We start from the raw sequence: 24,013 nt of genomic DNA on the forward strand, positions 1-24,013 counted from the left end.
GGCCCGATTTGCCCGACGACACTGTGAACTTCGGGGCTGTCGCGTCGGCGTGACCCTACCGGGCCCGCCGATCGCGACAGATTGTCTTGGCTCAGTAACCCAGCGTCAGGCCGACGCTATAATATTTCGGGCCGACATTGGCCTTGGCACGCAGCTTGGGGATCAGTGGCATCGCCAGCGTCGCATAGGGTCGGGTATTGTCGCCGCTGAAGCGCACGCCGGCACCGATCGAGACCGACATGGGAATCGTATAGGCCGCCTCGACCCGGCCATAGAGCTTGGTGTCGCCATCGCGCAGATAGACGCCGCCGCCCGGCGTCAGGCTGAAGCCCGCCATGTCGAGCGCATAGCCGGCGCCGATCTCGGTGCCCCAATGGCCGTCGGCGCGGCCATAATTGACTTCGGCGCCCAGTCCCTCGGCATGGGCGGCAGGCGCCATAAGGGGGGCAGCGATCAGCAGGCAAAGGGCCGCCATCCGGTTCATTTTCATGGCAAATCCATATCAGTCATTGGTGATGGGTCGGTAAGGGCGCGGCCGGTCCCCGCCGGCAAGCGGAAAGGGGACCAGCCGAATCGGTCCTGCGGTGAAGCGAGCCGTCCTGCTCTACTCGTCGACGCGGCGGACCGGCTGCACCTCGGCATAGGGCATGATCATCCGGCCGTCGGGCGCAGCGGTGAAGGTCGTCTGGGTCGGATAGGCGAACTCGATGCCGCGCGCGTTGAACTCGCGCAGCACGGCCAGGCCGATCTTGTGCCGCACCAGGTAGATTTCGTCCCAGCCGGGCAGATAGACGTCGAACTCGACCTCGAAATCCAGGCTGGATGCGCCAAAGCCGATGAAGCCGGAGCGCACGAAATTGCCGCCCAGTTCCTCGATGATCGTCTTGAGGATGGAAGGAATCTCCGCCGCCAGATCGGGCGCGGTCTGATAGATGACACCGATCGGGAACTTGATCCGGCGATGGTCGAGTGTCTGATAGCTGGTGATTTCCTTCTGCAGCAGATTGGCGTTGGAAATCACCTTCTTCTCGCCGGTCACGGCGCGCAGCCGGGTGGATTTCAGGCCGATCTTCTCGACCGTCGCGGTGGTCGTGTCATAGGTGATCGTCTCGCCCTGGCGGAACGGCTTGTCGAAGATGATCGACAGCGCCGCGAACAGATCGGAGAAGATGCCCTGCGCGGCAAGGCCGATCGCGATGCCGCCGATCCCCAGACCCGCGACCAGGCCGGTCACGTTGACGCCCAGATTGTCGAGCACCACGATTGCGGCGATCGCGAACAGGGCAAAGGTCACCAGGATGCGGATCAGGCCCATCGCATTGGCCAGCGTCTCGCCCTGGCCATCGTCGGCCAGCGTCTTGCGCTCGATCAGGCCCAGGATGATCTCTCGTGCCCAGATCGCGGCCTGTACGACCACGGCGATGGTGAAGAAGAAGGTGACGGTCTTGTCCAGCGACGCGGGCGCGTCGGCGAACACCACCACCAGCCGGGCCGCGACCATGATCATGAAATATTGCGTGGTGCGCGCCGCCGCGCGGCTCAGCACATTGCCTAGGCCCAGCGGATCGCCACGCCGGCCGCGATGCTTGGTGCCGATCCGGCGCAACGTGGCGAGCGCCAGATAGATGATCGTGGCCGCGCCGATGGCGATCAGGATCTGGATATAATGCAGCTGGAACCAGGCGATGGTCGAATGCCACATTTCCGTGAGGTTGGGCGCACGCACACTGATGTCGATGCCGGGGTCGTTCTTGTTGGCCATGCTGATCCTTGATTGATGGTCCGTGGGCTCGATCAGGCTGCTGCTGCCAGCGGGGGCGCGTTGGCCAGATCGTCGAGGAACGCGATCAGCCCGCGTTCGTGACGCGACAGATAGCGCGTCCGGCGCGGCAGGCGAAGCCCCTGCCGCCATTCATCCTGTCCGTCCTTGCACAGGTCGATCAGGGCGGGGTGGATATAGGATTTGCGGCTGATCGCCGGCGTGTTGCCCAGCGCCGCCGCTACCGGCTCGATCATCTCCTTGAGCGAGACATGGCCCGCCGCCAGCGTCTCGAAGGCGATGGTGGATGCGCCCCAGGTGCGGAAGTGCTTGGCGGTGAAGTCGCCGCCCATGGCCTGCGCGATATAGGCGTTGACATCGCTCGAACTGATCGGATGCGCCTCGCCATCCTCGTCCAGATATTGGAACAGATGCTGGCCCGGCAGATCCTGCACCGCCCGCACGAATCGCAGCAGGCGGCTGTCGGTGATGCTCAATTGCTGTTCCTTGCCGGACTTGGCCCGGTAGCGCAGGGTCAGGCTGCGGCCATTCAGGTCGACATGCCGCCGCCGCAGCGTGGTCGCGCCGAAGCTCTTGTTGGTGGTGGCATAATGTTCGTTGCCGACGCGCAGCTTGGCGAGGTCCAGCAACCGCACCACCGCCGCGATCGTCCGCGCCTTGCGCAGGCCGCGCCGCGACAGATCCTCCTCCATCTGCGCCCGCAGTTGCGGCAGGGCACGGCCGAAGGCGGGGCAGCCGGCATATTTTTCCGCCTCGCGCGCGGCCCGGAAATCGGGGTGATAGCGATATTGCTTGCGCCCCCGCTCGTCATAGCCGGTCGCCTGGATATGGCCGTGGGGCGAGGGGCAGAACCAGCAGTCGCGATATGCGGGCGGCATGGCGATCGCGTTCAGCCGGCTGATCTCGTCCCGGTCGGTGATGCGGCTGCCGTCCGCCGCGCGATAGGCCCATCCCTGCTTCAGCGCGCGCCGGCTGATGCCGGGCATGCCGTCATGGCTGTGGATGATGGCGGGGGGCGACATGGGGACCGGGCGACCTTCTTTCTCCCGGTCCAACCCGTGATGATCGGCTTCGTTCCGCGTGCAGCCTGCCCGGCGCTGTCAGGACGGGCGCGATCGCAGCCGCTGCAACCAGCCGGTGCCCGCGCCATAATGGCCGGTCCAGGGCAGCAATGGACGGCGCACCGTCGTCGCCTGGGCGCAGCCGACGATCAGGCTGATGACCGCCAGCGGGAAGGCCAGCATCATGGTGGCGGGCATGGCAAAGGCGAGGATGATCGCCGAAAACCCGCCGCCAAAGGCCGCCAGGGTCGCCCGCAGGTCGCCGTCGGGTCCGCGCAGCCAGAACAGGCAGCCCGTGACGCCCAGCGCGAACATGGCGATATTCTGCATCGCGCCGGCCGGCACGATCGCGCAGGTGGCGATCAGCCCGACCATCGCCAGCGCTGCGCGGCGCCATTGCCAGCCGCCGATCAGGCGGGTGAGCAGCGGATAGAGCAGCAATTCGCAGGTCAGCGCCGCCAGCAGGATCGCGCCGGGGGCCGCCGCGCCCTGGCCGTCCGCGATGAAGGCGACGACCGCGCTCGCCGCCCAGGGCAGCATCCGCGACGGCGCCATGCGGATATGGCTGAACCAGCCGGTCATGCCCGGCCGCAATGCCCAGCGCCGGTCGGCCTGCCGCAACTGGAAGGCGGACAGGGCAAACAGCATCTGTACGCCCCATGGCATATAGGCGGGGGACAGCAGCGGGGCGGCCAGGATCAATCCCAGCATCAGTCCCTGAAGCCAGCCCAAAATCCGCAATTCCATGGTCATGCCGTCACTCCCGCCTGCGCGCCAGGCTGTTGGAAGAACGGCACGCGTCCGGCGTCCTTGCGCTTGCGGGTCAAATAAGTGTCGAGGCCGATCTGGAGCGAGAGCATCATGAAGATGAAAGGCTGATAGGCGATGCCCACGAACAGCGATCCGATCATGTAGACGACATGGCCCTGCTGCAGCGCCACGGCGAAGGGCGCGATCCAGGCCTCGTCCGGTCCGTCGCGCTTGCGATACATGCGGCGGATCGATTCGGTGCGGATGAAGCAGCTCAGATGCAGCAGTGCCCACAGGAAGAAGCCGAAATAGCCCTGCTCGCCCAGCATCTCGAAATAGGCACTGTGATAGGCGCGGCCCTTGTCGGTGACCAGGCGGCGCTCGATCCGCTTCTCGTCGCCGTCGCCGACCTCGCTCTGGGCGAAATAGGTGAAGCTGTTCTGGAGATAATTGTCGAAGCCGCCGCCGCCCGGATGGGTTTTCACATAGTCGAGCGTCCACATCCACACCGCGACGCGGGTGGAGGCGCTCTCGTCGCCCTGGTGATTCTCGATCGTCTGCATCCGCTTGGTGAAGCTGGCGGGCAGGAAGGGGATGGCGGCCAGCGCGGCAAAGGCCAGCAGCGGGCCATATACGAACTTGCGCTTCGACCGCATCAGCATCATGCCGGCCAGGATGACCAAGCAGACAAGGCCCGTGCGCGCCTCCGTGCCGACCGGCATCAGCATGCAGGCCAGGCAAAGCGCGTAGGCAAAGGCCTTCACCTTCCAGTCGGGCGGAAAGATGGTGCCATGCTGGGTCAGCCAAAGGATGATCGGGATCAGCGCGATCGCCACGCAAGAAATGATGCTGCCCTCATACAGGCCGCTATTATTGTCGACCATCAGATTGAGCACGCCATAGCCGCCGCCCGACAGCGCGGTCTTCATGCCGCCATTGATGATGATCGTGCTCGCGCACAGCACCATGAACAGCGCCAGCGCCTCGATCCGCAGCCGCGTGCGCAGCACCAGCGGCAGGAACACGGCAAAGACGATCGCCTTCCACACCCAGGCCCATTTGGTCGCGGCGTTGATCGGGAAATCGGCGGTCGCGGTGGTATAGCCGCACCAGGCCAGCAGGACGAGCAGCAGCACCTGCCGCGCGGAAAAGCGGCAATCCTTCTTGTCGTCCACCACTATCCATGCCCCGACCGCACAGACGAAGGCGATCAGCGAGATCGGGATCGAATTGAGCAGATAATAACAGAGCCGCTGCGGCGAAACGATGTCGATATAGGCGTAGATGATGACCAGCAAAAAAGGCCGCTTGAATCCCATCAGGAAGAAGGCGCCCAGGAAGGCGATGAAGAACAGGTCACGCATCGGCGGCGTCTCCGTCCGGCGATGCCGGCGGGGTGTCGATGTCGCGATCCAGGTCCGGGCGCGACAGCAGCCGCCAGGCGGCCAGCAGGATGACGCCATGGCTGATCAGCAGGGATAGGGTATCAATCATTGCGTGTTTTGATCTGCCGGTTCTGGACTCTTGCCCCGGAAAATCCCTAGCGTGACAGAGTTGACGGGGCGTTAAACCTTTTTCGGCAAAAAGTTACCGCTATGTCTCGTATCCTTCACGTTCTCGATCACAGCCTGCCGATGCACAGCGGCTATACGTTCCGCACGCGGGCGATCCTGCGCGCGCAGCTGGCCAAGGGCTGGGACGTGCGCGGGCTGACCGGCCGGCGCCATGTCGCGGCGGGACCGCAGGAGGAACTGGTCGACGGCCTGCATTTCCACCGCACACCGGGCGAAGCGGCCGGCGGAAACGCGCTTTTGCGCGAATGGCGCGACATTTCCGCCCATGCCGATGCGATCGAGTCGCTGGTGCGACAATGGCGGCCGGACATCATCCATGCCCATTCGCCGGTGCTCAATGCCATGGCCGCGCAGCGAGTCGCGCGCCGCCACGGGATTCCGCTGATCTACGAGATTCGCGCCTTCTGGGAGGATGCGGCGGTCGGCAACGGCACCGGGACCGAAGGCAGCCCGCGCTACTGGCTGACCCGCCAGCTCGAAACCCATGCGGTCCGTGCCGCCGACGCAGTTGCGGTCATCTGCGAAGGGCTGCGGTCCGATCTGGTCGCGCGCGGAATCGACTCGGCCAAGATCACCGTGTCGCCCAATGGCGTCGATCTTGATCAGTTCGGCGCGCCGGTGCCGCGTGATCCGGCCCTGACCGCGAAGCTGGGGCTTGAAGGCGCCGATGTCGTCGGCTTCATCGGCAGCTTCTATGATTATGAAGGGCTGGACGATCTGATCGCCGCCATGCCGCGACTCGTGCGGGCGCGGCCCAGGGCGAAGCTGCTGCTGGTCGGCGGCGGGCCGATGGAACAGGCGCTGCGCGATCAGGCGCTGGCCTCGCCCTTCACCGACCATATCGTCTTTGTCGGCCGGGTGCCACACGACCAGGTCGAACATTATTATGCCCAGGTCGATGTCCTCGCCTATCCGCGCAAGGCGATGCGCCTTACCGATCTGGTGACGCCATTGAAGCCGCTGGAAGCGATGGCGCAGGGCCGACTCGTCGCTGCGTCGAGCGTCGGCGGCCATCGCGAACTGATCGAGGATGGCGTGACGGGCACCCTGTTCGCGCCGGACGACCCGGCTGCGATTGCGCAGGCGCTGGCAGGCATGTTCGCGGATCGCGGCTTCTGGGATGAACGCCGCATCGTGGCGCGCGATTTCGTCGAGAGGGAGCGTAACTGGTCGTCAAACATTTTGCGTTATGAGCCTGTTTACCAGCGACTTCTGGGACGCGACTCGACCGCAAAGGCGGCCTGAGGAACGGCGGCGATGCCGAAGTTCACACCGTCCATGCGAGGACTGGCCATCATGGCGCTGGTCGCGGCAGGCTGCGGCGCCCTGGTGGTGCTGACCCTGCCGGTCGGCTGGGTGGAAATGCTGGTCGCGTCGAGCGGCCTGAGCGAGACGATCCCGGCGGCCGGTCCGCCGCTGGGCATGAAGGCGAGACTGCTGCTGGCCGGTTTCACCGCGCTGATGAGTGTAGGAATTGTGGCCGCGGTGCGGCGAAATGGATCGGATGCGCCGCACAGGCGCTTGAGAATAAGCGGAAGGCGTCATCCAGACGCCCAAGGAGCAAGAAAAATGGGTTTCGCATTTGCAAAGCTGACCGCGCTTGCCCGCGGACGCAATGTGCCCGCTGCCGAAGAGGCTGCACCCGCGCAGCGCCGCGCCGACGCGCATCCCGACGCGCCGCCCCGTCCTCCGATCTTTGCCAGCCGCGATTTTGGCGGTGCCGATATCTTCGCGCGCCCGGAATCGGGGCGTCGTCGTCTGGTGGTCGATAGCGACCCGGTAGAGCCGGTGGCGGCGACGGTGGTGCGCATGGAAACGCCGGCCGCCTTTGCCATGCCGACCTCGCATGAAGAGGCATCGGTCGAGGATATGGCTATCGCGCCCGCGCCCGCCTTCGCGCGTCCGTTCGACGCCATGCCGGCGCTGTCGAGCAATCCGATCCCGCTCGGCCGCGCGCCGTTCGCGCCGCCGGAAGACGCTATATTCGAGCCCTGGGAAGAAGAGGCAGCGGCGGAATTTGCCACCTTCGATGAAGAGCCGACCGATATTGCACCGGAGCCGGTCGTCGAACAGGCTCCTGTCTTCGTTCCGGAACCGGTGATCGAAGAACCGATCCAGGCGTTCGATCCTGCGCCCGAACCCACACCTTTTGTTCCGAGGGCGGAGGCATCATCCACCCCGAGCGCGCGCAACTTCGACAATCTGTCGATCACTGAACTGACTGAGCGGCTGGAGCGGGCACTGGTCCAGCGTGGCCGACCGGCGACCGCGCCGCGCGTCATTGCCGACATGCCGATCGCCTCGGCGGTGCCGGTGCGTGAAGCCGTGCCGGAAGATGTCGAGGATGCGCTGCGTGCCGCGCTCGGCACGCTGCGCACCATGACCGGGCGTCCCCGCTAAAGGACCGTCTTACCAGTCGCGGATGGTGAGGGCGGACAGCTCGATCCATTCGCCTTCCGCGTCGCCGCGCAGGTCGTCGATCACCATGTCGGCGACGAAATGGCCCGGCAATGCCCATTCCGCATCCTGCAATTCGCTGGCCAGCGCCTCCCGGCGCGCGCGCAGGCTGCCGCCCGCCACCCGCAACAGGATGACATGGCGGCGTCCTTCGAACAGGGCGCTGGCCCAGGGGCGGCTGACCGCGCGCTCGACCGTCGCCGGCTCGCCGATTCGGGCGATCAACTGGACCAGCAACTGGGCCAGTGGATCGGCCTCGCGCCGTTCTCCTGCTCGATTACGGACCAGATCTGCGCTCGTGCGCAGCATGTCGGCGCTTGTCATTGGCTCACGCTCCTGCGATATTCGTTCATGAAATGTTCTACGCGTCTCTTTACCCGATCGCCCGGATCGCGCCCCATGCGCAGGTCGAAGACCAGGCGCGGATCGCGCACGGCGTCGCGACCGAAACGGGTCGGCGCTATCTGATAGTCTCGCAGGAATTTCTCGATCGTGCGCAACAGCATGGACGGACCTCTCCTTTGTCGAGCCGATTCGCCCCCTGCGAATCAGTAGGCAATTTCCTATCTCATATTCATTTTCCTACTTGTCTAGGAAAATTCCTATCATTATGGATGCAACATGGATGAAGCGCAGGACGCCCGGACTGCCCTCGATCGGCTGATCGTCGAACGCGGGGAAAATTATGCCGATCTGTCGCGGCTGATCGGGCGCAATCCCGCCTATATTCAGCAGTTCATCAAGCGCGGCACGCCGCGCAAGCTGGACGAGGCGGATCGCCGTATCCTGGCGCGCTATTTCGGCGTAGCGGAAACGATGCTGGGCAGTCCTGTGCAGGCCGGCGCACCGATCCCGCGTGTGCGCGGCCTGCCTGCGGTGGTGGCGGTGCCGCGCCTGTCGCTTGGCGCCTCCGCCGGCGCGGGCTCGCTGGATGAGGATGAGCGCACCGCGGGAGTGATGGCGTTCGACGCGCAATGGCTACGGCATCTGGGCGTGCGGCCGCAGCGTGTGTCGATCATCCGGGTCGATGGCGAATCGATGGCGCCCACGCTCAACGATGGCGATGACATCATGGTCGATCATGAGGATGACGCCGATCGCCTGCGTGACGGCGTCTATGTGCTGCGGCTCGACGGCGTGCTGATGGTCAAGCGGGTGGCGATGGGGCCGTTGCGCGGCCGGTTCAGCGTATTGAGCGACAATCCCCATTATCCCGACTGGACCGATATCGATCCGGCGATGGTGGCGATCGTCGGCCGGGTCGTCTGGACAGGCAGGCGGCTGGTCTGAGAAGCCTGGTCCGTCTTTGAAAGGCGCCGTGCCTTTCCTATGTCCAGGAAAACAGGGGAAGGCTGGATCATGAACGATAATGGCGCGGTGATCCGCAAGGCGATCGAGTGGCGCGGTGCGCCGATGGCGCTGGCGACGGTCGTGTCGACCTGGGGATCGGCGCCGCGTCCGCGCGGCAGCCACATGATCGTGCATCAGGATGGCCGGCTGGAGGGCAGCATATCGGGCGGCTGTGTCGAGACCGATGTGTTGCAGCGCGCTGCCGAAGTGATTGCCGGCCGGCCCGGCCATGTTGCGCATTATGGCGTGGCCGATGGCGATGCGTGGGAGGTTGGCCTGCCGTGCGGTGGTGAGATCAGCGTGCTGGTGCAGCCGGTGGGGGAGGGTGGCTTTGCCCCCGACCTGTTCGACCGGATCGCGTCGGAAAGCGCGCGCGGCCGGGCGCTCACGCTCTCGACCGATCTGGACGAAGGCATCACCCGCGAAGGCGTGGTCGAGGGTCAGTTCCTTAACCGCTATGATCCGCCTCGCCGGTTGCTGATCGTCGGCGCGGTACAGATTGCCCAGTCGCTCGCTGCGCTGGCGCAGGCGATCGACGTCACGCCGGTGGTGATCGACCCGCGCGGCCGCTTCCTGACGGCAGAGCGTTTTCCCGGCATCGAGCTGGACGATCGCTGGCCCGACGCAGCGATCGCCGCGCGCCATCCCGGCGAATCGACCGCCGTCGTGACCTTGAGCCATGACATCAAGATCGACGATCCCGCGCTCATCGCCGCGCTCGCTGCACCGACCGGCTATGTCGCAGCACTGGGATCGCGGCGCAGCCATGCCGCGCGGCTCGAACGGCTCGCGGCGCAGGGTTTCGGCACCGATGATCTTGCCCGGATCGACGGGCCGGCGGGGCTCGACATCGGCGCGATCGGCGCGGCGGAAATCGCCCTGTCGATCACCGCCGGCATGGTCGCCGGTTTCAACGCCAAGCGCTGATCAGGCACAATCGCTCAGCAGCATTTCCCGCCATTTTTCCCGCCATAGCGTGCCTCCTGCCGGTTCCGGAAAAAGGCGGTGCGGTCCATCGGCGCATGGCCGGGATGATGGTCGCGCATATGGCGCAGATAGGCGTCATAGTCGGGCTGGCCGACCATCAGATGCGCCATGCGTCGCAGCGTCTGGAAGAACGGGCTCATGGCGCCGTGACCAGTTGCGCCGGAATCTCGCGCGCGGTCGGCGCGCCAAAGCGCCGCGCGGCGATGCACGTCCGGATGGTGAAGACCAGCAATGCCAGCACCACCGCCAGGAAGATCGCGACCAGCCCGGCATCGACATAATCGTTGAACAATATCTGGTGCATTTCCGCCATCGACTTGGCCGGCGCCAGAACCTCGCCCTTGTCCAGCGCAGCGCCATATTTGGCGGCATGGGCCAGGAAGCCGACCTTCGCATCGGTCGAGAACAATTTCAGGAAGCCGGCCGACAGCGTGCAGATCAGCAGCCAGGCGGCCGGCACCATCGTCACCCAGGCGAAGCGGTCGCGCTTCATCCGGAACAGCACGGCGGTCCCCAGCATCAGCGCGATTGCCGCGAGCATCTGGTTGGAGATGCCGAACACCGGCCATAGCGTGTTCACCCCGCCCAGCGGATCGGTCACGCCCTGATAGAGGAAGAAGCCCCAGGCCGCGACGCACAGGCCGGTGGCGATGAAGCCCGGCAACTGGCTCTTACTGTCCTTGAAGCTCGGCACCGCCAGCGCGATCAGATCCTGCAGCATGAAGCGGCCGGCGCGGGTGCCGGCATCGACGGCGGTCAGGATGAACAGCGCCTCGAACAGGATGGCGAAATGATACCAGAAGGCCTTCATCGCCGGGCCGCCGAACACATGGCTGAAGATTTCCGCCATCGCGACCGCCAAGGTCGGTGCGCCGCCCGCCCGGCTGATGATCGTATGTTCGCCGACATCCTTGGCCGTCTGGACGATCAGGTCCGGACTGATCGGGAAGCCCATGGCGGTGACGGCGGCGGACACGCTGGCAGGATCGGTGCCGATCACAGCGGCCGGGCTGTTCATCGTGAAATAGATGCCGGGGTCCAGGATCGACGCGCCGACCAGCGCCATGATCGCCACGAACGCCTCCATCAGCATCGCGCCATAGCCGATCAGCGGCGCGTCGCTCTCGGTCGCGATCAGCTTGGGCGTGGTGCCGCTGGCGATCAGTGCGTGGAAGCCGGACACCGCGCCACAGGCAATGGTGATGAACAGGAAGGGGAAGAGGCCGCCCGACCAGACCGGCCCGCCGCCGGCGGCGAACTGGGTGACGGCGTGCATCTTGAGCGGCGGCGCCATGATGACGATGCCGATCGCCAGCGCGGCAATCGCCCCGATCTTGAGGAAGGTCGACAGATAATCGCGCGGCGCCAGCAGCAGCCACACCGGCAGCACCGATGCTACCGCGCCATAGCCGATCAATATCCAGCAGAGCTGCACCGGGGTGAAGGTGAAGATCGGCCCCCAGACCGGCGACTGCGCGATCGCCTGGCCATAGACGATCGCCGCGAGCAGGCCGATCAGCCCCAGGATCGACACTTCGCCGATCCGGCCGGGGCGGATCCAGCGTGTATAGGCGCCCATCGCCATGGCCAGCGGCACGGTGGCGGCGACGGTGAACATGCCCCAGGGGCTTTCCGCCAGCGCCTTGACCACGATTAGCGCCAGCACGGCCAGGATGATCACCATGATCATGAAGGCGCCGAACAGCGCGATCGTGCCCGCCACCTGGCCCATTTCCATGCGAATGAGCTCGCCCAGCGACTTGCCGTCGCGGCGCATGGAGATGAACAGGACCATGAAGTCCTGCACCGCGCCGGCCAGCACGACGCCGGCAATGATCCACAGCGTGCCGGGCAGATAGCCCATCTGCGCCGCCAGCACCGGCCCGACCAGCGGCCCCGCTCCGGCGATCGCCGCGAAATGATGGCCGAACAGCACGGTGCGGTCGGTCGCGACATAATCCAGCCCGTCGGCGCGGCGGATTGCGGGGGTGGGCCGGCCCGGATCAAGCCGCATCACCTCGCGCGCGATGAATAGCGCATAGTAACGATAGGCGACCAGGAAACAGCTGACGGCGGCGACAACGATCCACAGCGCATTGACCGTCTCGCCGCGCGAGACCGCGACGACCGCCAGCGACGCCGCGCCCACCAGCGCGGTCAGGATCCATGGAATATGCCGGGTCATCGCTCTCTCAACGGTTCGGGATAGGGATTGGGCGCCACACTAGGCCGCTCGCCCCGAAAGACAACCGCCAGTCTGGGTTAGGCGCTTGTCGGGATTAGGGGATTCGGTCGCGCTCGTTCGTCCATCGGGTGAACAGGGCAGGAGGCATCGCATGACCGACCGGAGCAAGGACGTTTCGCGCAGGGGCTTGTTGCAGGCGGCGGCGGTCGTGGGGGCGGCGCTGCCGCTGGCGGCGCGCGCGGCCCCATCGGGCAATAGCGCGCGCGACCAGTTGCTGCTGGCGCCCGACATCCATTATTTCAACGCCGCCAATATCGGCCCGGCCTTCCGCAGCGCGATCGCCGCGCATGCGCGCGAGACGCAGGCCTTCCAGGCCAATCCCTCACCCCAGTATCGCACCAGATATCCGGTTGCCGCCGACGCCCTGCGCGCGCGGCTGGGCAAGCGGATGAACGTCAGTGCGCAGGAAATCGCGCTGGTCCGCAACAGCAGCGAGGCGAACACGGTCGCCGTGCGCGGCCTGGCGCTCAAGGCCGGGGACGAGGTGATCCTGACCGACCACAACCACCCCTCGACCCTGGAGACATGGAAGCTGCGCGCCGCGCGCGAGGGGCTGGTGCTCAAGATTTTGCCGGTGCCGGTCTATGCGACCTCGGCCCAGACGGTGGTCGATCTGTTCGCCGCCGCAATCACGCCGCGCACCCGCGCCATCTTCCTGTCGCACATGTCGAACGTCACCGGCATGATCTTCCCGCTGGCGCAGATTGCTGCGCTGACCCGGCCCAAGGGCATCTGGCTGCACGGCGATGGCGCCCAGACCTTCGGCTGGCTGCGGCTCGACCTGCCAGCGCTCGGCGTCGATTCATACTCGGGCAGCACCCATAAATGGATGATGGGCCCGCTGGAGGGCGGCGTCCTCTATGTTCGGCGCGAAGGGCAGGCCCAGCTTCAGCCGATCATGCTGAGCCATGGCTATTGGCTGACCGATGAGAAGAATCTGGATACCGCGCAGAAATATGAGATTCTCGGCCAACGCGACGATCCCAAGCTGATCGCGATCGATGCGACGCTTGATGCGCTGGATACGATCGGCGAGGCGGAGGTGGAGCGCCGCGCCTTCGCGATCGGCGACCAGATGCGCGACATGGTGCTGCGCCTGCCCGGCGCGAAGCTGGTCGGCACGACCACCAAGGGGCTGACCGGCCCGGTCATCACCCCGACCTTCGCCGGCAAGGATGTGCTGGCGATCCGCGACCATCTGTGGACCCAGGGCAAGGTGGTGGTCGCCCCGTCCAAGGCCGACGGCAAGCCGACCATCCGCTTCTCCCCCCATATCTACAACAGCGCCGACGAGATCGCCCTGATCGCCGACCTGCTGGCGAAGGCCTGACCGCTATCGTCGGCGGAATGGCCAGTCGATTACCGCGCCGGCCCATAGCGCCCACCAGATGATTACCGGCTGCAGCGCCAGCCGGGGGCCATGATACCACCAGCTCAGATGCACCCCGCCCAGCGCTATGTCATGCAGGGCATGGTTGAAATTGGCCGGCCAGACGCACAGCGCATAGAGAGCCAGCGCGATCGCGGCGGCGCGGCGCGTGGCCGGCAACATCAGTCCGGCGGCCCCGGCTAGTTCGGCGATACCGGTCAGCATGACGACGGTTTGTGGCTCCGGCACCCAATGCGGCGTGATCGCCACGAAACCGGCCGGTCGCATCAGATGCGCCGCGCCCGCAACCGCATAGGCCAGCGCCAGGACGGCACGGGCGATGGTGCGCGCGCTAACGGCTACAGCTCCAACTCGCCTTCATCCTCGCCGTCCCAATAATGGGCGCGCTCGGCATGGACCTTGATCATCACCAGGCCGGGCGTATCGGCACCCTGCGCGAACCAACGCTCCAGGTCGGGATTCCAATGCGCTTCAAAGGCGCTGCGGTCGCGGATCAGGTCGGCCCGGCCCTCGACCGCGATGAACAGGGGGCGCTGCCCCAGCAGGCCGCCCTTGCCGTGGAAGGACAGGCCGACCCGCGGATCGCGCTCGATATCCTTCACCATCAGCGTGTCTTCGGTCGTGAAATAATAGCTGTCGCCGCCATAGGCGACGTCCTGATTGTTGCTCATCGGCCGGGCGCCGATCTGGCCGTCCTCGGTATGGGTGGACAGCATCGCGAAATCGATCTGCTGCATCTTGTCTGCCAGGGTGGCGATGGTCTGCTGGGCCATGGTCGCTCTCCTCTTCTGCCCGGTTCAACGCTGACAGAGCGGATTCGGATGCGTCGGATTCGTCAGGAGGATGAAAAGAACATATAGTGAACATAAATCCGATTCGGAGGATGTACGCCATGCTTGCCCGCACGCCGTCGCTCTATCGCCTGATTGTGGCGCTGAAGCCGCCGACCCGCATCACGCGGCAGATCGACCATTTCGCCGAGACGCTGGCGCCCGATGCCCATCGTATCCTGCCGGCGCACCAGCATATCACGCTGGGGATCACCGACGACTGGCCGGACTATCCCTATGCGCTGGTGAAGGCGATGCACCGCAGCTTCACCGGCATCCTGGCCGATCCGTTCGATCTGTCGCTGGATCAGTTGAGCGAGGGTGGCCGGTCGGCCGCGCTGCGTCCGGCGCATGCACTGCCGCCGCTCCGGGAATTGCAGCGCAAGGTGGCGTTGGCGATGAAGCGGGCAGGGGTGGGGGCGCGTCCGGGCTGGAGCTTCAACCCGCACCAGACGCTCTATTATCGCGACGGCGCCCCGGCGACCCAGCGGATCAGCGGCTTTCACTGGCGGGTGGAGGATTTCGTGCTGCTATGCAGCCATGTCGGCCGCACCCATCATGAGCTGCTGGGGCGATGGCCACTGCGCGGCAGCGGCCAATATAGCCTGTTCTGAAGGCGCTCAGCGCTTGCGCACGAATTCCGCGCGCAGCACCAGCCCCTTGATGCCGTCATAGCGGCAGTCGATTTCCTGCGCGTCGCCGGTCAGGCGGATCGACTTGATCAGCGTGCCGCGTTTCAGCGTCTGGCCGGCGCCCTTGACCACCAGATCCTTGATCAGCGTCACCTGGTCGCCATCGGCCAGCAGATTGCCGACCGAATCGCGCACTTCCACGGCATCGCCGGCGTCGGCCCTGGCGGCGGCATCCGCCGCGCTGATCCATTCGCCGCTCGCCTCGTCATAGACATAGTCATCGTCGCTCATCGGCTTATCCCTGGCTTACGGCTTCGAGCACGGCGGCGCGCAGCTCGGGAATGCCCATGCCCTTTTCGCTCGACGTGGCGATGATCTCAGGATGGGCGGCCGGGCGCTTGCGGATCGCATCGGCGGTGCGCTGCGTCACGGCGACCAGTTCGCTCGCCTTGATCTTGTCGCTCTTGGTCAGGACGATGCGATAGCTGACCGCCGCGCCGTCCAGCATGTCCAGCATGTCGGTGTCGACATCCTTGATGCCATGGCGGCTGTCGATCAGCACCAGCGCACGCTTGAGCGCCGCGCGACCGCGCAGATAGTCGTTCACCAGGAACCGCCACTTCTTGACCAGATCCTTGGGCGCCTTGGCATAGCCATAGCCCGGCATGTCGACCAGGCGGAAGCGCAGCGGATCGCCGACGTCGAAGAAGTTGAGTTCCTGCGTCCGGCCCGGCGTGTTCGACGTGCGAGCGAGGCCATTGCGGTTGGTCAGCGCGTTCAGCAGCGACGATTTGCCGACATTGGATCGGCCGGCAAAGGCGACCTCGTTCACCGCCATGTCGGGCAGATAGTCGAGCGTCGGCGCGGATTTGAGGAAGCTGATCGGCCCGGAAAACAGCTTGCGGGCTTCCTCGATCAGGGCGGTGTTGTCGTCTTCTGTCATATCGAAAAAATCCCCCCCTTTCGGGGAGGATTTCCTTTTCCTTACTTGGTGGCCGTCGCGGTGTTCAGCACGGGGTGGCGCTTGTACAGCCACCATTGCTGCGCCATCGACAGGCAGTTGTTGGTGATCCAGTAGACCAGCAGGCCGGCGGCGAACGGCGCCATGATGAACATCATCATCCACGGCATGATCGCGAACACCTGCTGCTGCATCGGGTCCATCTGGGCCGGGTTCAGCTTGAACTGCAGCCACATCGAAATGCCCAGCAGCAGCGCCAGCACACCGATCGCCAGGAAGGAGGGCGGGGTGAAGGGCAGCAGGCCGAACAGGTTCAGGATATGCAGCGGGTCGGGCGCGGACAGATCCTTTATCCACAGCACGAAGGGCTGGTGGCGCATTTCGATCGTCAGCTGCAGCACCTTGTAGAGCGCGAAGAAGATCGGGATCTGGATGAAGATGGGCAGGCAGCCGGCCAGCGGATTGACCTTCTCCTGCTTGTACAGCTCCATCATCTTCTGCTGCAGTTGCTGCTTGTCGTCCTTATATTTCTCCTGCAGCGCCTTCATCTTGGGCTGCACCGCGCGCATCGCCGCCATGCTGGCGAACTGGCGCTGGGCGACCGGGAACATCAGGGCGCGGACGCAGAAGGTCAGGCAGATGATGGCGACGCCGAAATTGCCGAGCGTCTCGAACAGCCAGTGCAGCAGCGCGAAGATCGGCTGTTCGAACCAGTAGAACCAGCCCCAGTCGATCGCGCGGTCGAACAGCGGTACGCCGGCACGCTCATAGGCCTGCAGCGTCTTCACTTCCTTCGCGCCGACAAACAGCCGGTTGGTCTGGGTCATCGCCTTGCCCGGCGCCAGCATGACCGGCGCCAGCGCGATGTCGGTCTGGAACTGGGTGCCTGCACCCTTGCGCATCTGGCCGGTGAAGGCGTCCTTCTGGTCGGGGATCAGCGCCGACAGCCAATATTTGTCGGTGAAGCCGATCCAGCCGCCGGTCGATTGGAAGCTCTGGCTGGCCGGACCCTTTTCCAGATCCTTGTAGTTCACGTCATAATTGGCGGCGCCGTTGAACACGCCCATCGGGCCGACATGGATGGTCCAGGTGTCGGGATCGGCCGAGGGAGTGGCACGGCTGACATAGCCATAGGATTTGACCGCGATCGCGCCGGTGCCGCTGTTCGACACCTTCTGCGCGGCGGAAATCATGTAATTTTCGTCGATCGAATAGCGAATCTCGAAATTCTGGCCCGCGCCATTGTTCCAGCTCAGCGTGACCGGGCTGGTGGGGGTGAGTTCGGTGCCGCTGGCGGTCCAGACGGTGTTGGCATCGGGGGTCTTGATGCCCTCGCCCTGCCAGCCGAAGCCGGCGAAATAGGCGTCCTTGGTGCCGCTCGGGCTATAGAGGCGGATCGCCGGCGAATCCTTGGCGATCGTTTCCTTGTAGGTCGGCAGCACGACGTCGTCGATGCGCGCACCCTTCAGGTTGATGGAGCCTATGATCTTGGGCGTTCGGATGGCGACGCGCGGCGTTTCCTTCAGCACAAGCGCGCGATCGCGGATCGCGGTCGATGCATCCTGCGCCGGGGCCTCGCCCGCCGGGGTCAGCGGGGTGGTCTTGCCGCCCTCGATCTTCGTCGCGGGCGGATTGGCCGCCGGGAAGAAATGTTCGGAGATATAGGGCCAGCCGAACAGGATCGCGGCGGTCAGCAGCACCGCCAGAATGATATTCTTCTTGTCGTCCACGCTATTCGGCTCCGCCGTCTATACTCGTCAATGTCTCAGGGGACCGGGTCATAGCCCGAACCACCCCATGGGTGGCAACGCATTAGCCGCTTGAACCCCAGCCAGCTACCCTTGATCGCACCATATTTGCCGACCGCCTGGATCGCATATTCCGAACAGGAGGGGGCATAGCGACAGGTGGGGGGGAGGATGCGGGACGGACCCAGCTGCCAGGCGCGCGCGATCAGGATCAGCAGCCGGGCAATCATCACTCCTCCCCGCTGGCGGGGAGGTGGCGCGCCGCAGGCGCGTCGGAGGGGGAGGGCCGCTTGGCGTGATTCGTCGTTGCCGGGCTCGCGCCCTTGCGGCGGGGCGGGCGGCCCTGGCCTTCGGGCCGGGTTAATATCTTGCCCAGCGCCTTTTCCAGTTCGCCGCGCAGCAGCGCGAAGTCGCGCTCCACGCCTTCGGCACGACCGATCAGCACATGATCGGCACCAGCCACACCATGCACAGGCAGCAGTTCGCGTGCCAGGACGCGAAAACGGCGCTTCATCCGATTGCGGATGACAGCGCCGCCTATCTTCTTGGTCACCGTGATGCCGATACGCATCGCCGGATCGCCGTCGCCGCGCTCACGCACCAGCAGGACAAATCCCGGCATGGGCGCGCGTCGGCCCCGATTCGCCGCCAGGAAATCCGCGCGCTTGCCCATGATGGCAGGCGCGGCCGGCGGCGTCAGGTCGCTCAGGCGCTCAGGCTCTTGCGGCCGCGGGCACGACGGGCGCGCATGATGTTGCGGCCACCGGGGGTCGCCATGCGAGCGCGAAAACCGTGACGGCGCTTCCGAACCAGATTGCTCGGCTGAAAAGTGCGCTTCATCGTTCATTCCTCAAACAAACTAGAGAATCAGGTATGACAAAAAAGGGCCGCCACACGGGGCGACCGCAAGTCAGGGGCCGTCCGATAGGGAAATGGGGCGGGGAAGTCAATGGCGCTGCGCCGCGCTTCCCCGCAAACTCCTGCTTGTCCCGCCCGAACCGCTCTCGGGCTTACTTCCCGCGGGCGCTCGTCACCGCGTCCTTGAGCGAATCATAGCCGACCGCGCCGTTCAGCACCTGGTTGCCGATGACGAAGGTCGGGGTGCCGCTCGCCTGGAGCTTCTGAGCCAGGGCGATGTTCGACTGCAGCTCGGCATCATATTTGCTCGACGCCATCGCCGCTTCGGCATCGGCCTTGGTGATTCCGGCCTGGGTGGCGGCGCCGATGATCGATTCGCGGGTCACCTTGCCCGCGCCATAGAGCGCCTTGTGATAGGCCATGTAGCGATTGCGCTCGGCTGCCAGCAGCGACACCTTGGCCGCGTCGGAGCTTTCCTCCGACAGGATCGGCAGTTCGCGATAGACGATCTTCACCTTGGCATCGGCGCCGACCAGCTTGGCAAGGTCAGGCAGCGAGGCGCGGCAATAGCCGCAGGCATAGTCGAAAAACTCCACCACGGTGACATCGGCATTGGCTGCGCCTTCCCATGCGCCGGCAAAGGGCGTTTCGATCGTCTGGCGATTCGCGTCGATCGTGCCTTCCATCCGCTTGGCCTGCAGCTTCTCGATCGCCTGCGGGATGATCTCGGGATGCTCCAATATATAGTCGTGAACGATCTTTTCGATCGCGGCCTTGTCGCCGGTGGAGACGCTGCCGGGCGCCTGCACGGCAAGGGCGGTGCCGGCGGCGCCAGCGATCAAGGCGAGGGCGCCCAGGGTCATCTGCATTTTCCTGTTGGATAGGGCCGCACGAAAGCTGGGCCGGGTCTGATCTGTCATCTTCTCTTCCGCTTCTGCTCGACGGCAGCCCGCGAGACCATCGCGATATCCTGCGCCCGCAGATAGTCAACCGTTCCGGGCTTCAATCCCTGCATTGCCGCGTCCGCACTGCGCAGTGCCATACTGTCCTGCCCGATCATCGAAAAACGCTCGGCGCTGGCCAGCGCGGCGCGCGGCGTGTCGCCGCGATGCTCGTAGACGACGCCCAGTTGATACCAGGCGAAGGGATTTTCGCGGTCTCGCGCGATCGCATTGCGCAGCACGGTTTCGGCCTCGGCGTAATTTTTCTCATCCTCGGTCGCGATCAGGGCGTGGCCCAGCAATACCGCGATCAGCGGCTGCTGCGTCTTGGCGACGGCTTCGCGCAGCGGTTGGATCGCCTCGCCGGGCCGCCCGCTCTCCAGCAGGATCTGGCCCTTCAGCTCCAGGAAATAGGGGTCATGCGGCGCCGCCGTCAGCAGCGCGTCCGCCTCGCTCAGCGCCCTCTCGGGATAGGCACTTTTATGCCAGGCATAGGCGCGCGCATAATGGGCCGGGATCGACCGGTCGCTCTCGGGATATTTGAGCAGAGTCTGCTGCGGTTCGGACACGAATCCGATCAGCTTCGCCTTGATCCGCTCGAACCGCGCTTCCAACTGGGGATTGGGTGGCGTGTCCCAGGCCGGATCGACCGTATAGACCTCGCGCAGCACATTGATGCGCTCGCCCGACAGCGGATGGGTGCGGCCGTAACTATTCTCCTGCGGAATCGCGAGGCGATATTCCTGATTCTGCAGCTTCTTGAAGAATTCCAGGCTGCCCTTGCCGCTCAGATGCGCGGCACTCAGATAGCGTGCGCCGGCAAGGTCGGCGGAGCTTTCCTGCGCGCGGGAGAAGGCGAGATATTTGGACATGCCGACCTGCTGGCCCAGGCCCATGATGCCCATGCCGGCCTCCGCGCCGCCCGCTGCGATCGCCGCCGCGCCCAGCACCAGGCTCAGCAATGTGATGCTGGTCGCCTCCTTGATGCCGTCGGTGCGGATCACATGGCCGCCCTCGATATGGCCCAGTTCATGCGCGACCACGCCCTGCAACTGGTTCACATTATCGGCCTGCGCGATCAGCCCGCTATGCACCCAGACATATTGGCCACCCGCGACGAAGGCATTGATCTCCGGATCATTGATCACCATCACCTGGACATTGCGCGGCTGCATGCCCGCCGCCTTGACCAGATCACCCGACATGTCCGCCATGAAGGCTTCGGTCTCGGCGTCGCGCAGGATGCTCTGGGCCAGCGCCGGCCGCGCCATCAGCATCAGCGACCCCAGCAGAAGCGCGGCAAGGCGCAGCCACCGCGTCATCGTGCAAAGCCTTGATGGGGAAGGGGAACAGGCATTGGCCCGATTTATGCCCTTCTCGCCCTGAACATCAAGTGAAGCCACGAAAAACGCCGCCATCCGACCCCTGGGGCTGGATGGCGGCGTTTTTCATTCAGGCCTGTGCCCTGGCCTTATTGGCCGAAGGTGCGCTGCCACCAGCCACGGCGCGGTTCGCCATTCTCGTCGCTCTCGGCCTCGGCGGCGGGGTCGGCGGTGACGGCTTCGCTGGCCGGTGCAGCCGCAGCCGGTACCTCGGCGGGTGCGGCTGCGACTTCGGTCACGGCCGGCGCGGCCTCGACGGCGGCTTCCTCGGCGACCGGTTCGACCTTCTTCTTGCGGGTGCGCTTGGGCTTGGGCTTTTCGGCCAATTCCTCGGCAACCGCTTCGACGGCGGGCGCTTCGGCTGCCGCAGCGGCTTCGGCCTCGACATCCGCCTTCTTCTTGCGGGTGCGCTTGGGCTTGGGCTTTTCGGCCGCTTCCTCGGCAACCGGCTCGGCGGCGGGCGCTTCGGCAACGACTTCGGCCGGGGCTTCGGTTGCTTCGACGGCAGCCGGCTCGGCGGCCGCGTCCTTTGCCTTGCGGGCACGGGGGCGACGGCGCGTCTTGGGCGCTTCCTCGGCCGGGGCTTCTTCCGGCGCCGCTTCGGCAACCGGAGCCGCCTCGGCAGGCGCAGCCGCTTCGGCTTCGATCACCGTCTCGGCGCCGTCCTCGCCAGCGGTCTCACCGGCTTCGGCACCCGCTTCGCCACCTTCGCGACGGCGGCGACCGCCACGGCGACCGCGGCGACCACGACGACGGCTGCCGCCTTCGTCCTCGCCCTCGACGGCCGGCTCGGCTGCCACAGCTTCGGCATCGGTCTCGACTTCGGCCGATTCCTCGCCTTCTTCACCGTCTTCGGCGCCATTGTCTTCGCCGGTCTCGCCCTGCGCATCATCGCGCTGGCCACCGCGACGGCGGCGACGACGGCGACGGCGGCGTCCGCCTTCGCGTTCCTCGCCCCGGTCACCGCGCTCGCCACGCTCCTGACGTTCGGGGACGGCCTCTTCCTCGATCTCTTCCTCTTCTTCCTCTTCCTCGATCACGTCGAGGTCATCCTCTTCCTCCGCGAGCGGGGCATAGGTGACGACGCGTTCGGGGCGCGGACCGCTGGGCTCGACCGACATGCGGGCGCCCTCGATCTCGCCATCGGGCAGGACGACGATGCGCACGCCATAGCGCTGTTCGATCTCGTCCAGTTCGCGGCGCTTGTTGTTGAGGACGTAGAAGGCGGCTTCCTGGCTGGCGCGCAGGGTGATGACGCTGCCGCGACCACGGGCGGCCTCTTCCTCCAGCATGCGCAGCGCGCCAAGGCCCGCCGACGATGCGGTGCGGACCAGGCCGGTGCCTTCGCAATGCGGGCACTGGCGGGTCGATGCTTCCAGCACGCCGGTGCGCAGACGCTGGCGGCTCATTTCCATCAGGCCAAAGCCCGAAATGCGGCCGACCTGAATACGGGCGCGATCGTCCTTCAGCGCCTCCTTCATCGCCTTCTCGACCTTACGGATGTTGGAGTTCATCTCCATGTCGATGAAGTCGATGACGACCAGGCCTGCCATGTCGCGCAGGCGCAGCTGGCGGGCGATTTCGCGCGCGGCCTCCAAATTGGTGGCAACGGCGGTCTGCTCGATGCCATGCTCGCGGGTCGACCGGCCCGAGTTGATGTCGATCGACACCAGCGCCTCGGTCGGGTTGATGACCAGATAGCCGCCGGACTTCAGCTGAACGACGGGATTGTACATCGCCGCCAGCTGGTCCTCGACGCTGGCGCGCTGGAACAGCGACACCGCGTCGGCATATTGCTTCACGCGCCGGGCATGGCTCGGCATCAGCAGCTTCATGAAGTCCTTGGCGGCCTTGTAGCCATGCTCGCCCTCGACGATCACTTCCTCGATATCCTTGTTATAGATATCGCGGATCGCCCGCTTGATGAGGTCGCTGTCGTTATGGATCAGCTCGGGCGCGGCGGCGCGCAGCGTCTTCTCGCGAATCTCGTCCCACAGGCGGGCGAGATAGTCGAAGTCGCGCTTGATCTCGGGCTTGGTGCGCTGCAGGCCGGCGGTGCGCACGATGCAGCCCATCGACGAAGGCAGCGCCATTTCGGCGATGATCGACTTCAGTCGCTTGCGATCGGCTGCATTGCTGATCTTGCGCGAAATGCCGCCACCATGGCTGGTGTTGGGCATCAGCACGCAATAGCGACCGGCCAGCGACAAATAGGTGGTCAGCGCCGCACCCTTGTTGCCGCGCTCTTCCTTGACGACCTGCACCAGCAGCACCTGGCGGCGCTTGATGACGTCCTGGATCTTGTAGCGACGGCGCAGCGCCATGCGCTTGCGGCGCAGCTCGTCGGCCGCGTCGTCGCCCTTTTCGCGCTTGCGTCGGTTCGGGCGGCCGCCTTCGTTTCTTTCGCCTTCGCTGGCTTCGGCTTCGTGGGCGCCTTCCTCATCGTCATGATGGGTCGCTTCCACGACCTCGACGCCATCGTCGCCGGCGGCGTCCTCATCCTCGTCATAATCGGCGCGCAGCGCGGCCTCTTCCTCGGCATGCGCGCGTTCCTCGCGCAGCAACGCCTCGCGGTCTTCGCGCGGAATCTGGTAATAGTCGGGATGGATTTCGCTGAAAGCGAGGAAGCCGTGGCGATTGCCACCATAATCGACGAAGGCCGCCTGGAGCGAAGGCTCTACGCGGGTGACCTTGGCGAGATAGATATTGCCCTTGAGCTGCTTGTGCTCAGCGGATTCGAAGTCAAATTCCTCGATCCGGTTTCCCTTGACGACCGCGACCCGGGTTTCTTCCCGGTGGCGCGCATCGATCAGCATACGCATTGTCATTTATGTGTCTCCGGCGATGGCGGCCGCAGGCACTGGGCCGGGCCGCCACGCGATAGTGATGGGACGGCCGTGCGCGCGCCGGGTTCGGCGCGCGAGGCGGCATCGTCCAGGTTTGAAGGAAGAATTGCGTGTCTGCTGCGTCGGCAGGGCCGGACAGTGCGCCGGGCCGGACCATCCACGCCACAGCACCCGGTATCGGGGCCAGCGTGGAAGGAAAGTCATGCCTCATGCAGCGTCAA

27 protein-coding genes are annotated in these 24,013 nt (G+C 65.4%); 6 read left to right on the forward strand and 21 right to left on the reverse strand.

The features are described from left to right. Positions 1-91 precede the first annotated feature (91 nt). From U0025_RS22985 to U0025_RS23010, 6 genes are all read right to left on the reverse strand, one after another. The gene (locus U0025_RS22985) at positions 92-490 is read right to left on the reverse strand and encodes a hypothetical protein (RefSeq protein WP_004209999.1); all 399 of its coding nucleotides are present in this window, start codon (positions 488-490) and stop codon (positions 92-94) included. A 114-nt stretch (positions 491-604) separates the two neighbouring features. Beyond that, complete coding sequence (locus U0025_RS22990) at positions 605-1,762, reverse strand: mechanosensitive ion channel family protein (protein WP_004210000.1); 1,158 nt, start codon at positions 1,760-1,762, stop codon at positions 605-607. A gap of 32 nt (positions 1,763-1,794) precedes the next feature. After that, on the reverse strand, positions 1,795-2,802 hold the full coding sequence (locus U0025_RS22995) for a DNA topoisomerase IB (protein WP_004210001.1): 1,008 nt from the start codon (positions 2,800-2,802) through the stop codon (positions 1,795-1,797). 78 nt (positions 2,803-2,880) lie between these two features. Continuing rightward, positions 2,881-3,594, reverse strand: coding sequence for a hypothetical protein (locus U0025_RS23000; protein ID WP_004210002.1), 714 nt, complete (start codon positions 3,592-3,594; stop codon positions 2,881-2,883). Then, positions 3,591-4,955 (reverse strand): putative O-glycosylation ligase, exosortase A system-associated, encoded by a 1,365-nt coding sequence (locus U0025_RS23005; RefSeq protein ID WP_004210003.1) that lies wholly within the window; start codon positions 4,953-4,955, stop codon positions 3,591-3,593. The genes U0025_RS23000 and U0025_RS23005 overlap by 4 nt, the downstream gene beginning before the upstream one ends. Beyond that, complete coding sequence (locus U0025_RS23010) at positions 4,948-5,085, reverse strand: hypothetical protein (RefSeq protein ID WP_004210005.1); 138 nt, start codon at positions 5,083-5,085, stop codon at positions 4,948-4,950. The genes U0025_RS23005 and U0025_RS23010 overlap by 8 nt, the downstream gene beginning before the upstream one ends. Positions 5,086-5,186: 101 nt before the next feature. Here U0025_RS23010 and U0025_RS23015 point away from each other — a divergent pair, with 101 nt between their 5' ends. Next, positions 5,187-6,410 (forward strand): TIGR04063 family PEP-CTERM/XrtA system glycosyltransferase, encoded by a 1,224-nt coding sequence (locus U0025_RS23015; protein ID WP_037490880.1) that lies wholly within the window; start codon positions 5,187-5,189, stop codon positions 6,408-6,410. Positions 6,411-6,422: 12 nt separating this feature from the next. Beyond that, positions 6,423-7,565: a hypothetical protein gene (locus tag U0025_RS23020; RefSeq protein ID WP_257010973.1), complete on the forward strand. Its 1,143-nt coding sequence runs from the start codon at positions 6,423-6,425 to the stop codon at positions 7,563-7,565. A gap of 9 nt (positions 7,566-7,574) precedes the next feature. Here the strand turns inward: U0025_RS23020 and U0025_RS23025 are convergent, their stop codons facing one another. Both U0025_RS23025 and U0025_RS23030 read right to left on the reverse strand, forming a co-directional pair. After that, positions 7,575-7,946: a hypothetical protein gene (locus U0025_RS23025; protein ID WP_004210012.1), complete on the reverse strand. Its 372-nt coding sequence runs from the start codon at positions 7,944-7,946 to the stop codon at positions 7,575-7,577. Beyond that, positions 7,943-8,128 (reverse strand): hypothetical protein, encoded by a 186-nt coding sequence (locus tag U0025_RS23030; protein ID WP_004210013.1) that lies wholly within the window; start codon positions 8,126-8,128, stop codon positions 7,943-7,945. Before U0025_RS23030 ends, U0025_RS23025 begins: the two co-directional genes overlap by 4 nt. A 115-nt stretch (positions 8,129-8,243) precedes the next feature. Between U0025_RS23030 and U0025_RS23035 the strand changes: the two genes are divergently transcribed. Both U0025_RS23035 and U0025_RS23040 read left to right on the forward strand, forming a co-directional pair. Continuing rightward, the gene (locus U0025_RS23035) at positions 8,244-8,912 is read left to right on the forward strand and encodes a S24 family peptidase (protein ID WP_004210014.1); all 669 of its coding nucleotides are present in this window, start codon (positions 8,244-8,246) and stop codon (positions 8,910-8,912) included. A 69-nt stretch (positions 8,913-8,981) separates the two neighbouring features. Next, positions 8,982-9,899, forward strand: a complete 918-nt coding sequence (locus U0025_RS23040; protein WP_004210016.1) for an XdhC family protein — start codon at positions 8,982-8,984, stop codon at positions 9,897-9,899. A gap of 14 nt (positions 9,900-9,913) precedes the next feature. Here U0025_RS23040 and U0025_RS23045 read toward each other — a convergent pair whose 3' ends face one another. Together U0025_RS23045 and U0025_RS23050 are read right to left on the reverse strand one after the other, a co-directional pair. Next, positions 9,914-10,099 carry a YbdD/YjiX family protein gene (locus U0025_RS23045; RefSeq protein WP_004210018.1) on the reverse strand — a complete coding sequence of 62 codons (186 nt, stop codon included), beginning with the start codon at positions 10,097-10,099 and terminating at the stop codon, positions 9,914-9,916. Next, positions 10,096-12,144 carry a carbon starvation CstA family protein gene (locus tag U0025_RS23050; protein WP_004210020.1) on the reverse strand — a complete coding sequence of 683 codons (2,049 nt, stop codon included), beginning with the start codon at positions 12,142-12,144 and terminating at the stop codon, positions 10,096-10,098. Before U0025_RS23050 ends, U0025_RS23045 begins: the two co-directional genes overlap by 4 nt. Before the next feature lie 151 nt (positions 12,145-12,295). Here U0025_RS23050 and U0025_RS23055 point away from each other — a divergent pair, with 151 nt between their 5' ends. Then, positions 12,296-13,534, forward strand: coding sequence for an aminotransferase class V-fold PLP-dependent enzyme (locus tag U0025_RS23055; protein ID WP_004210022.1), 1,239 nt, complete (start codon positions 12,296-12,298; stop codon positions 13,532-13,534). Between the two features lie 3 nt (positions 13,535-13,537). Here the strand turns inward: U0025_RS23055 and U0025_RS23060 are convergent, their stop codons facing one another. Further along, on the reverse strand, positions 13,538-13,915 hold the full coding sequence (locus U0025_RS23060) for a DoxX family protein (protein WP_072893499.1): 378 nt from the start codon (positions 13,913-13,915) through the stop codon (positions 13,538-13,540). Positions 13,916-13,932: 17 nt separating this feature from the next. Continuing rightward, complete coding sequence (locus tag U0025_RS23065; RefSeq protein ID WP_004210025.1) at positions 13,933-14,367, reverse strand: pyridoxamine 5'-phosphate oxidase family protein; 435 nt, start codon at positions 14,365-14,367, stop codon at positions 13,933-13,935. Positions 14,368-14,486: 119 nt separating this feature from the next. Here U0025_RS23065 and U0025_RS23070 point away from each other — a divergent pair, with 119 nt between their 5' ends. Beyond that, positions 14,487-15,038, forward strand: a complete 552-nt coding sequence (locus tag U0025_RS23070) for a 2'-5' RNA ligase family protein (protein WP_004210027.1) — start codon at positions 14,487-14,489, stop codon at positions 15,036-15,038. Positions 15,039-15,044: 6 nt separating this feature from the next. On the opposite strand, the gene U0025_RS23075 is transcribed toward U0025_RS23070, so the two are convergent. The 9 genes from U0025_RS23075 to U0025_RS23115 form a co-directional block, all read right to left on the reverse strand. After that, positions 15,045-15,347, reverse strand: coding sequence for an alkylphosphonate utilization protein (locus tag U0025_RS23075; RefSeq protein WP_004210029.1), 303 nt, complete (start codon positions 15,345-15,347; stop codon positions 15,045-15,047). A 4-nt stretch (positions 15,348-15,351) separates the two neighbouring features. After that, positions 15,352-15,999, reverse strand: a complete 648-nt coding sequence (gene yihA, locus U0025_RS23080) for a ribosome biogenesis GTP-binding protein YihA/YsxC (protein WP_004210031.1) — start codon at positions 15,997-15,999, stop codon at positions 15,352-15,354. Between the two features lie 41 nt (positions 16,000-16,040). Beyond that, positions 16,041-17,747 carry a membrane protein insertase YidC gene (yidC, locus tag U0025_RS23085; RefSeq protein ID WP_004210032.1) on the reverse strand — a complete coding sequence of 569 codons (1,707 nt, stop codon included), beginning with the start codon at positions 17,745-17,747 and terminating at the stop codon, positions 16,041-16,043. A gap of 35 nt (positions 17,748-17,782) precedes the next feature. Then, positions 17,783-17,995 (reverse strand): membrane protein insertion efficiency factor YidD, encoded by a 213-nt coding sequence (yidD, locus tag U0025_RS23090; protein ID WP_004210035.1) that lies wholly within the window; start codon positions 17,993-17,995, stop codon positions 17,783-17,785. After that, positions 17,995-18,438, reverse strand: a complete 444-nt coding sequence (gene rnpA, locus U0025_RS23095; RefSeq protein ID WP_004210037.1) for a ribonuclease P protein component — start codon at positions 18,436-18,438, stop codon at positions 17,995-17,997. The genes yidD and rnpA overlap by 1 nt, the downstream gene beginning before the upstream one ends. A 32-nt stretch (positions 18,439-18,470) precedes the next feature. Continuing rightward, the gene (gene rpmH / locus U0025_RS23100) at positions 18,471-18,605 is read right to left on the reverse strand and encodes a 50S ribosomal protein L34 (RefSeq protein ID WP_004210039.1); all 135 of its coding nucleotides are present in this window, start codon (positions 18,603-18,605) and stop codon (positions 18,471-18,473) included. A 170-nt stretch (positions 18,606-18,775) separates the two neighbouring features. Further along, positions 18,776-19,543, reverse strand: a complete 768-nt coding sequence (locus U0025_RS23105) for a DsbA family protein (RefSeq protein ID WP_174320752.1) — start codon at positions 19,541-19,543, stop codon at positions 18,776-18,778. Next, the gene (locus U0025_RS23110; RefSeq protein ID WP_004210042.1) at positions 19,540-20,886 is read right to left on the reverse strand and encodes a M48 family metalloprotease; all 1,347 of its coding nucleotides are present in this window, start codon (positions 20,884-20,886) and stop codon (positions 19,540-19,542) included. The genes U0025_RS23105 and U0025_RS23110 overlap by 4 nt, the downstream gene beginning before the upstream one ends. 149 nt (positions 20,887-21,035) lie before the next feature. Then, positions 21,036-23,774 (reverse strand): Rne/Rng family ribonuclease, encoded by a 2,739-nt coding sequence (locus U0025_RS23115; protein ID WP_004210043.1) that lies wholly within the window; start codon positions 23,772-23,774, stop codon positions 21,036-21,038. Positions 23,775-24,013: the final 239 nt, after the last annotated feature.

Origin of the sequence: Sphingobium yanoikuyae (assembly GCF_034424525.1) — a bacterium.
Lineage (GTDB): Bacteria > Pseudomonadota > Alphaproteobacteria > Sphingomonadales > Sphingomonadaceae > Sphingobium > Sphingobium yanoikuyae.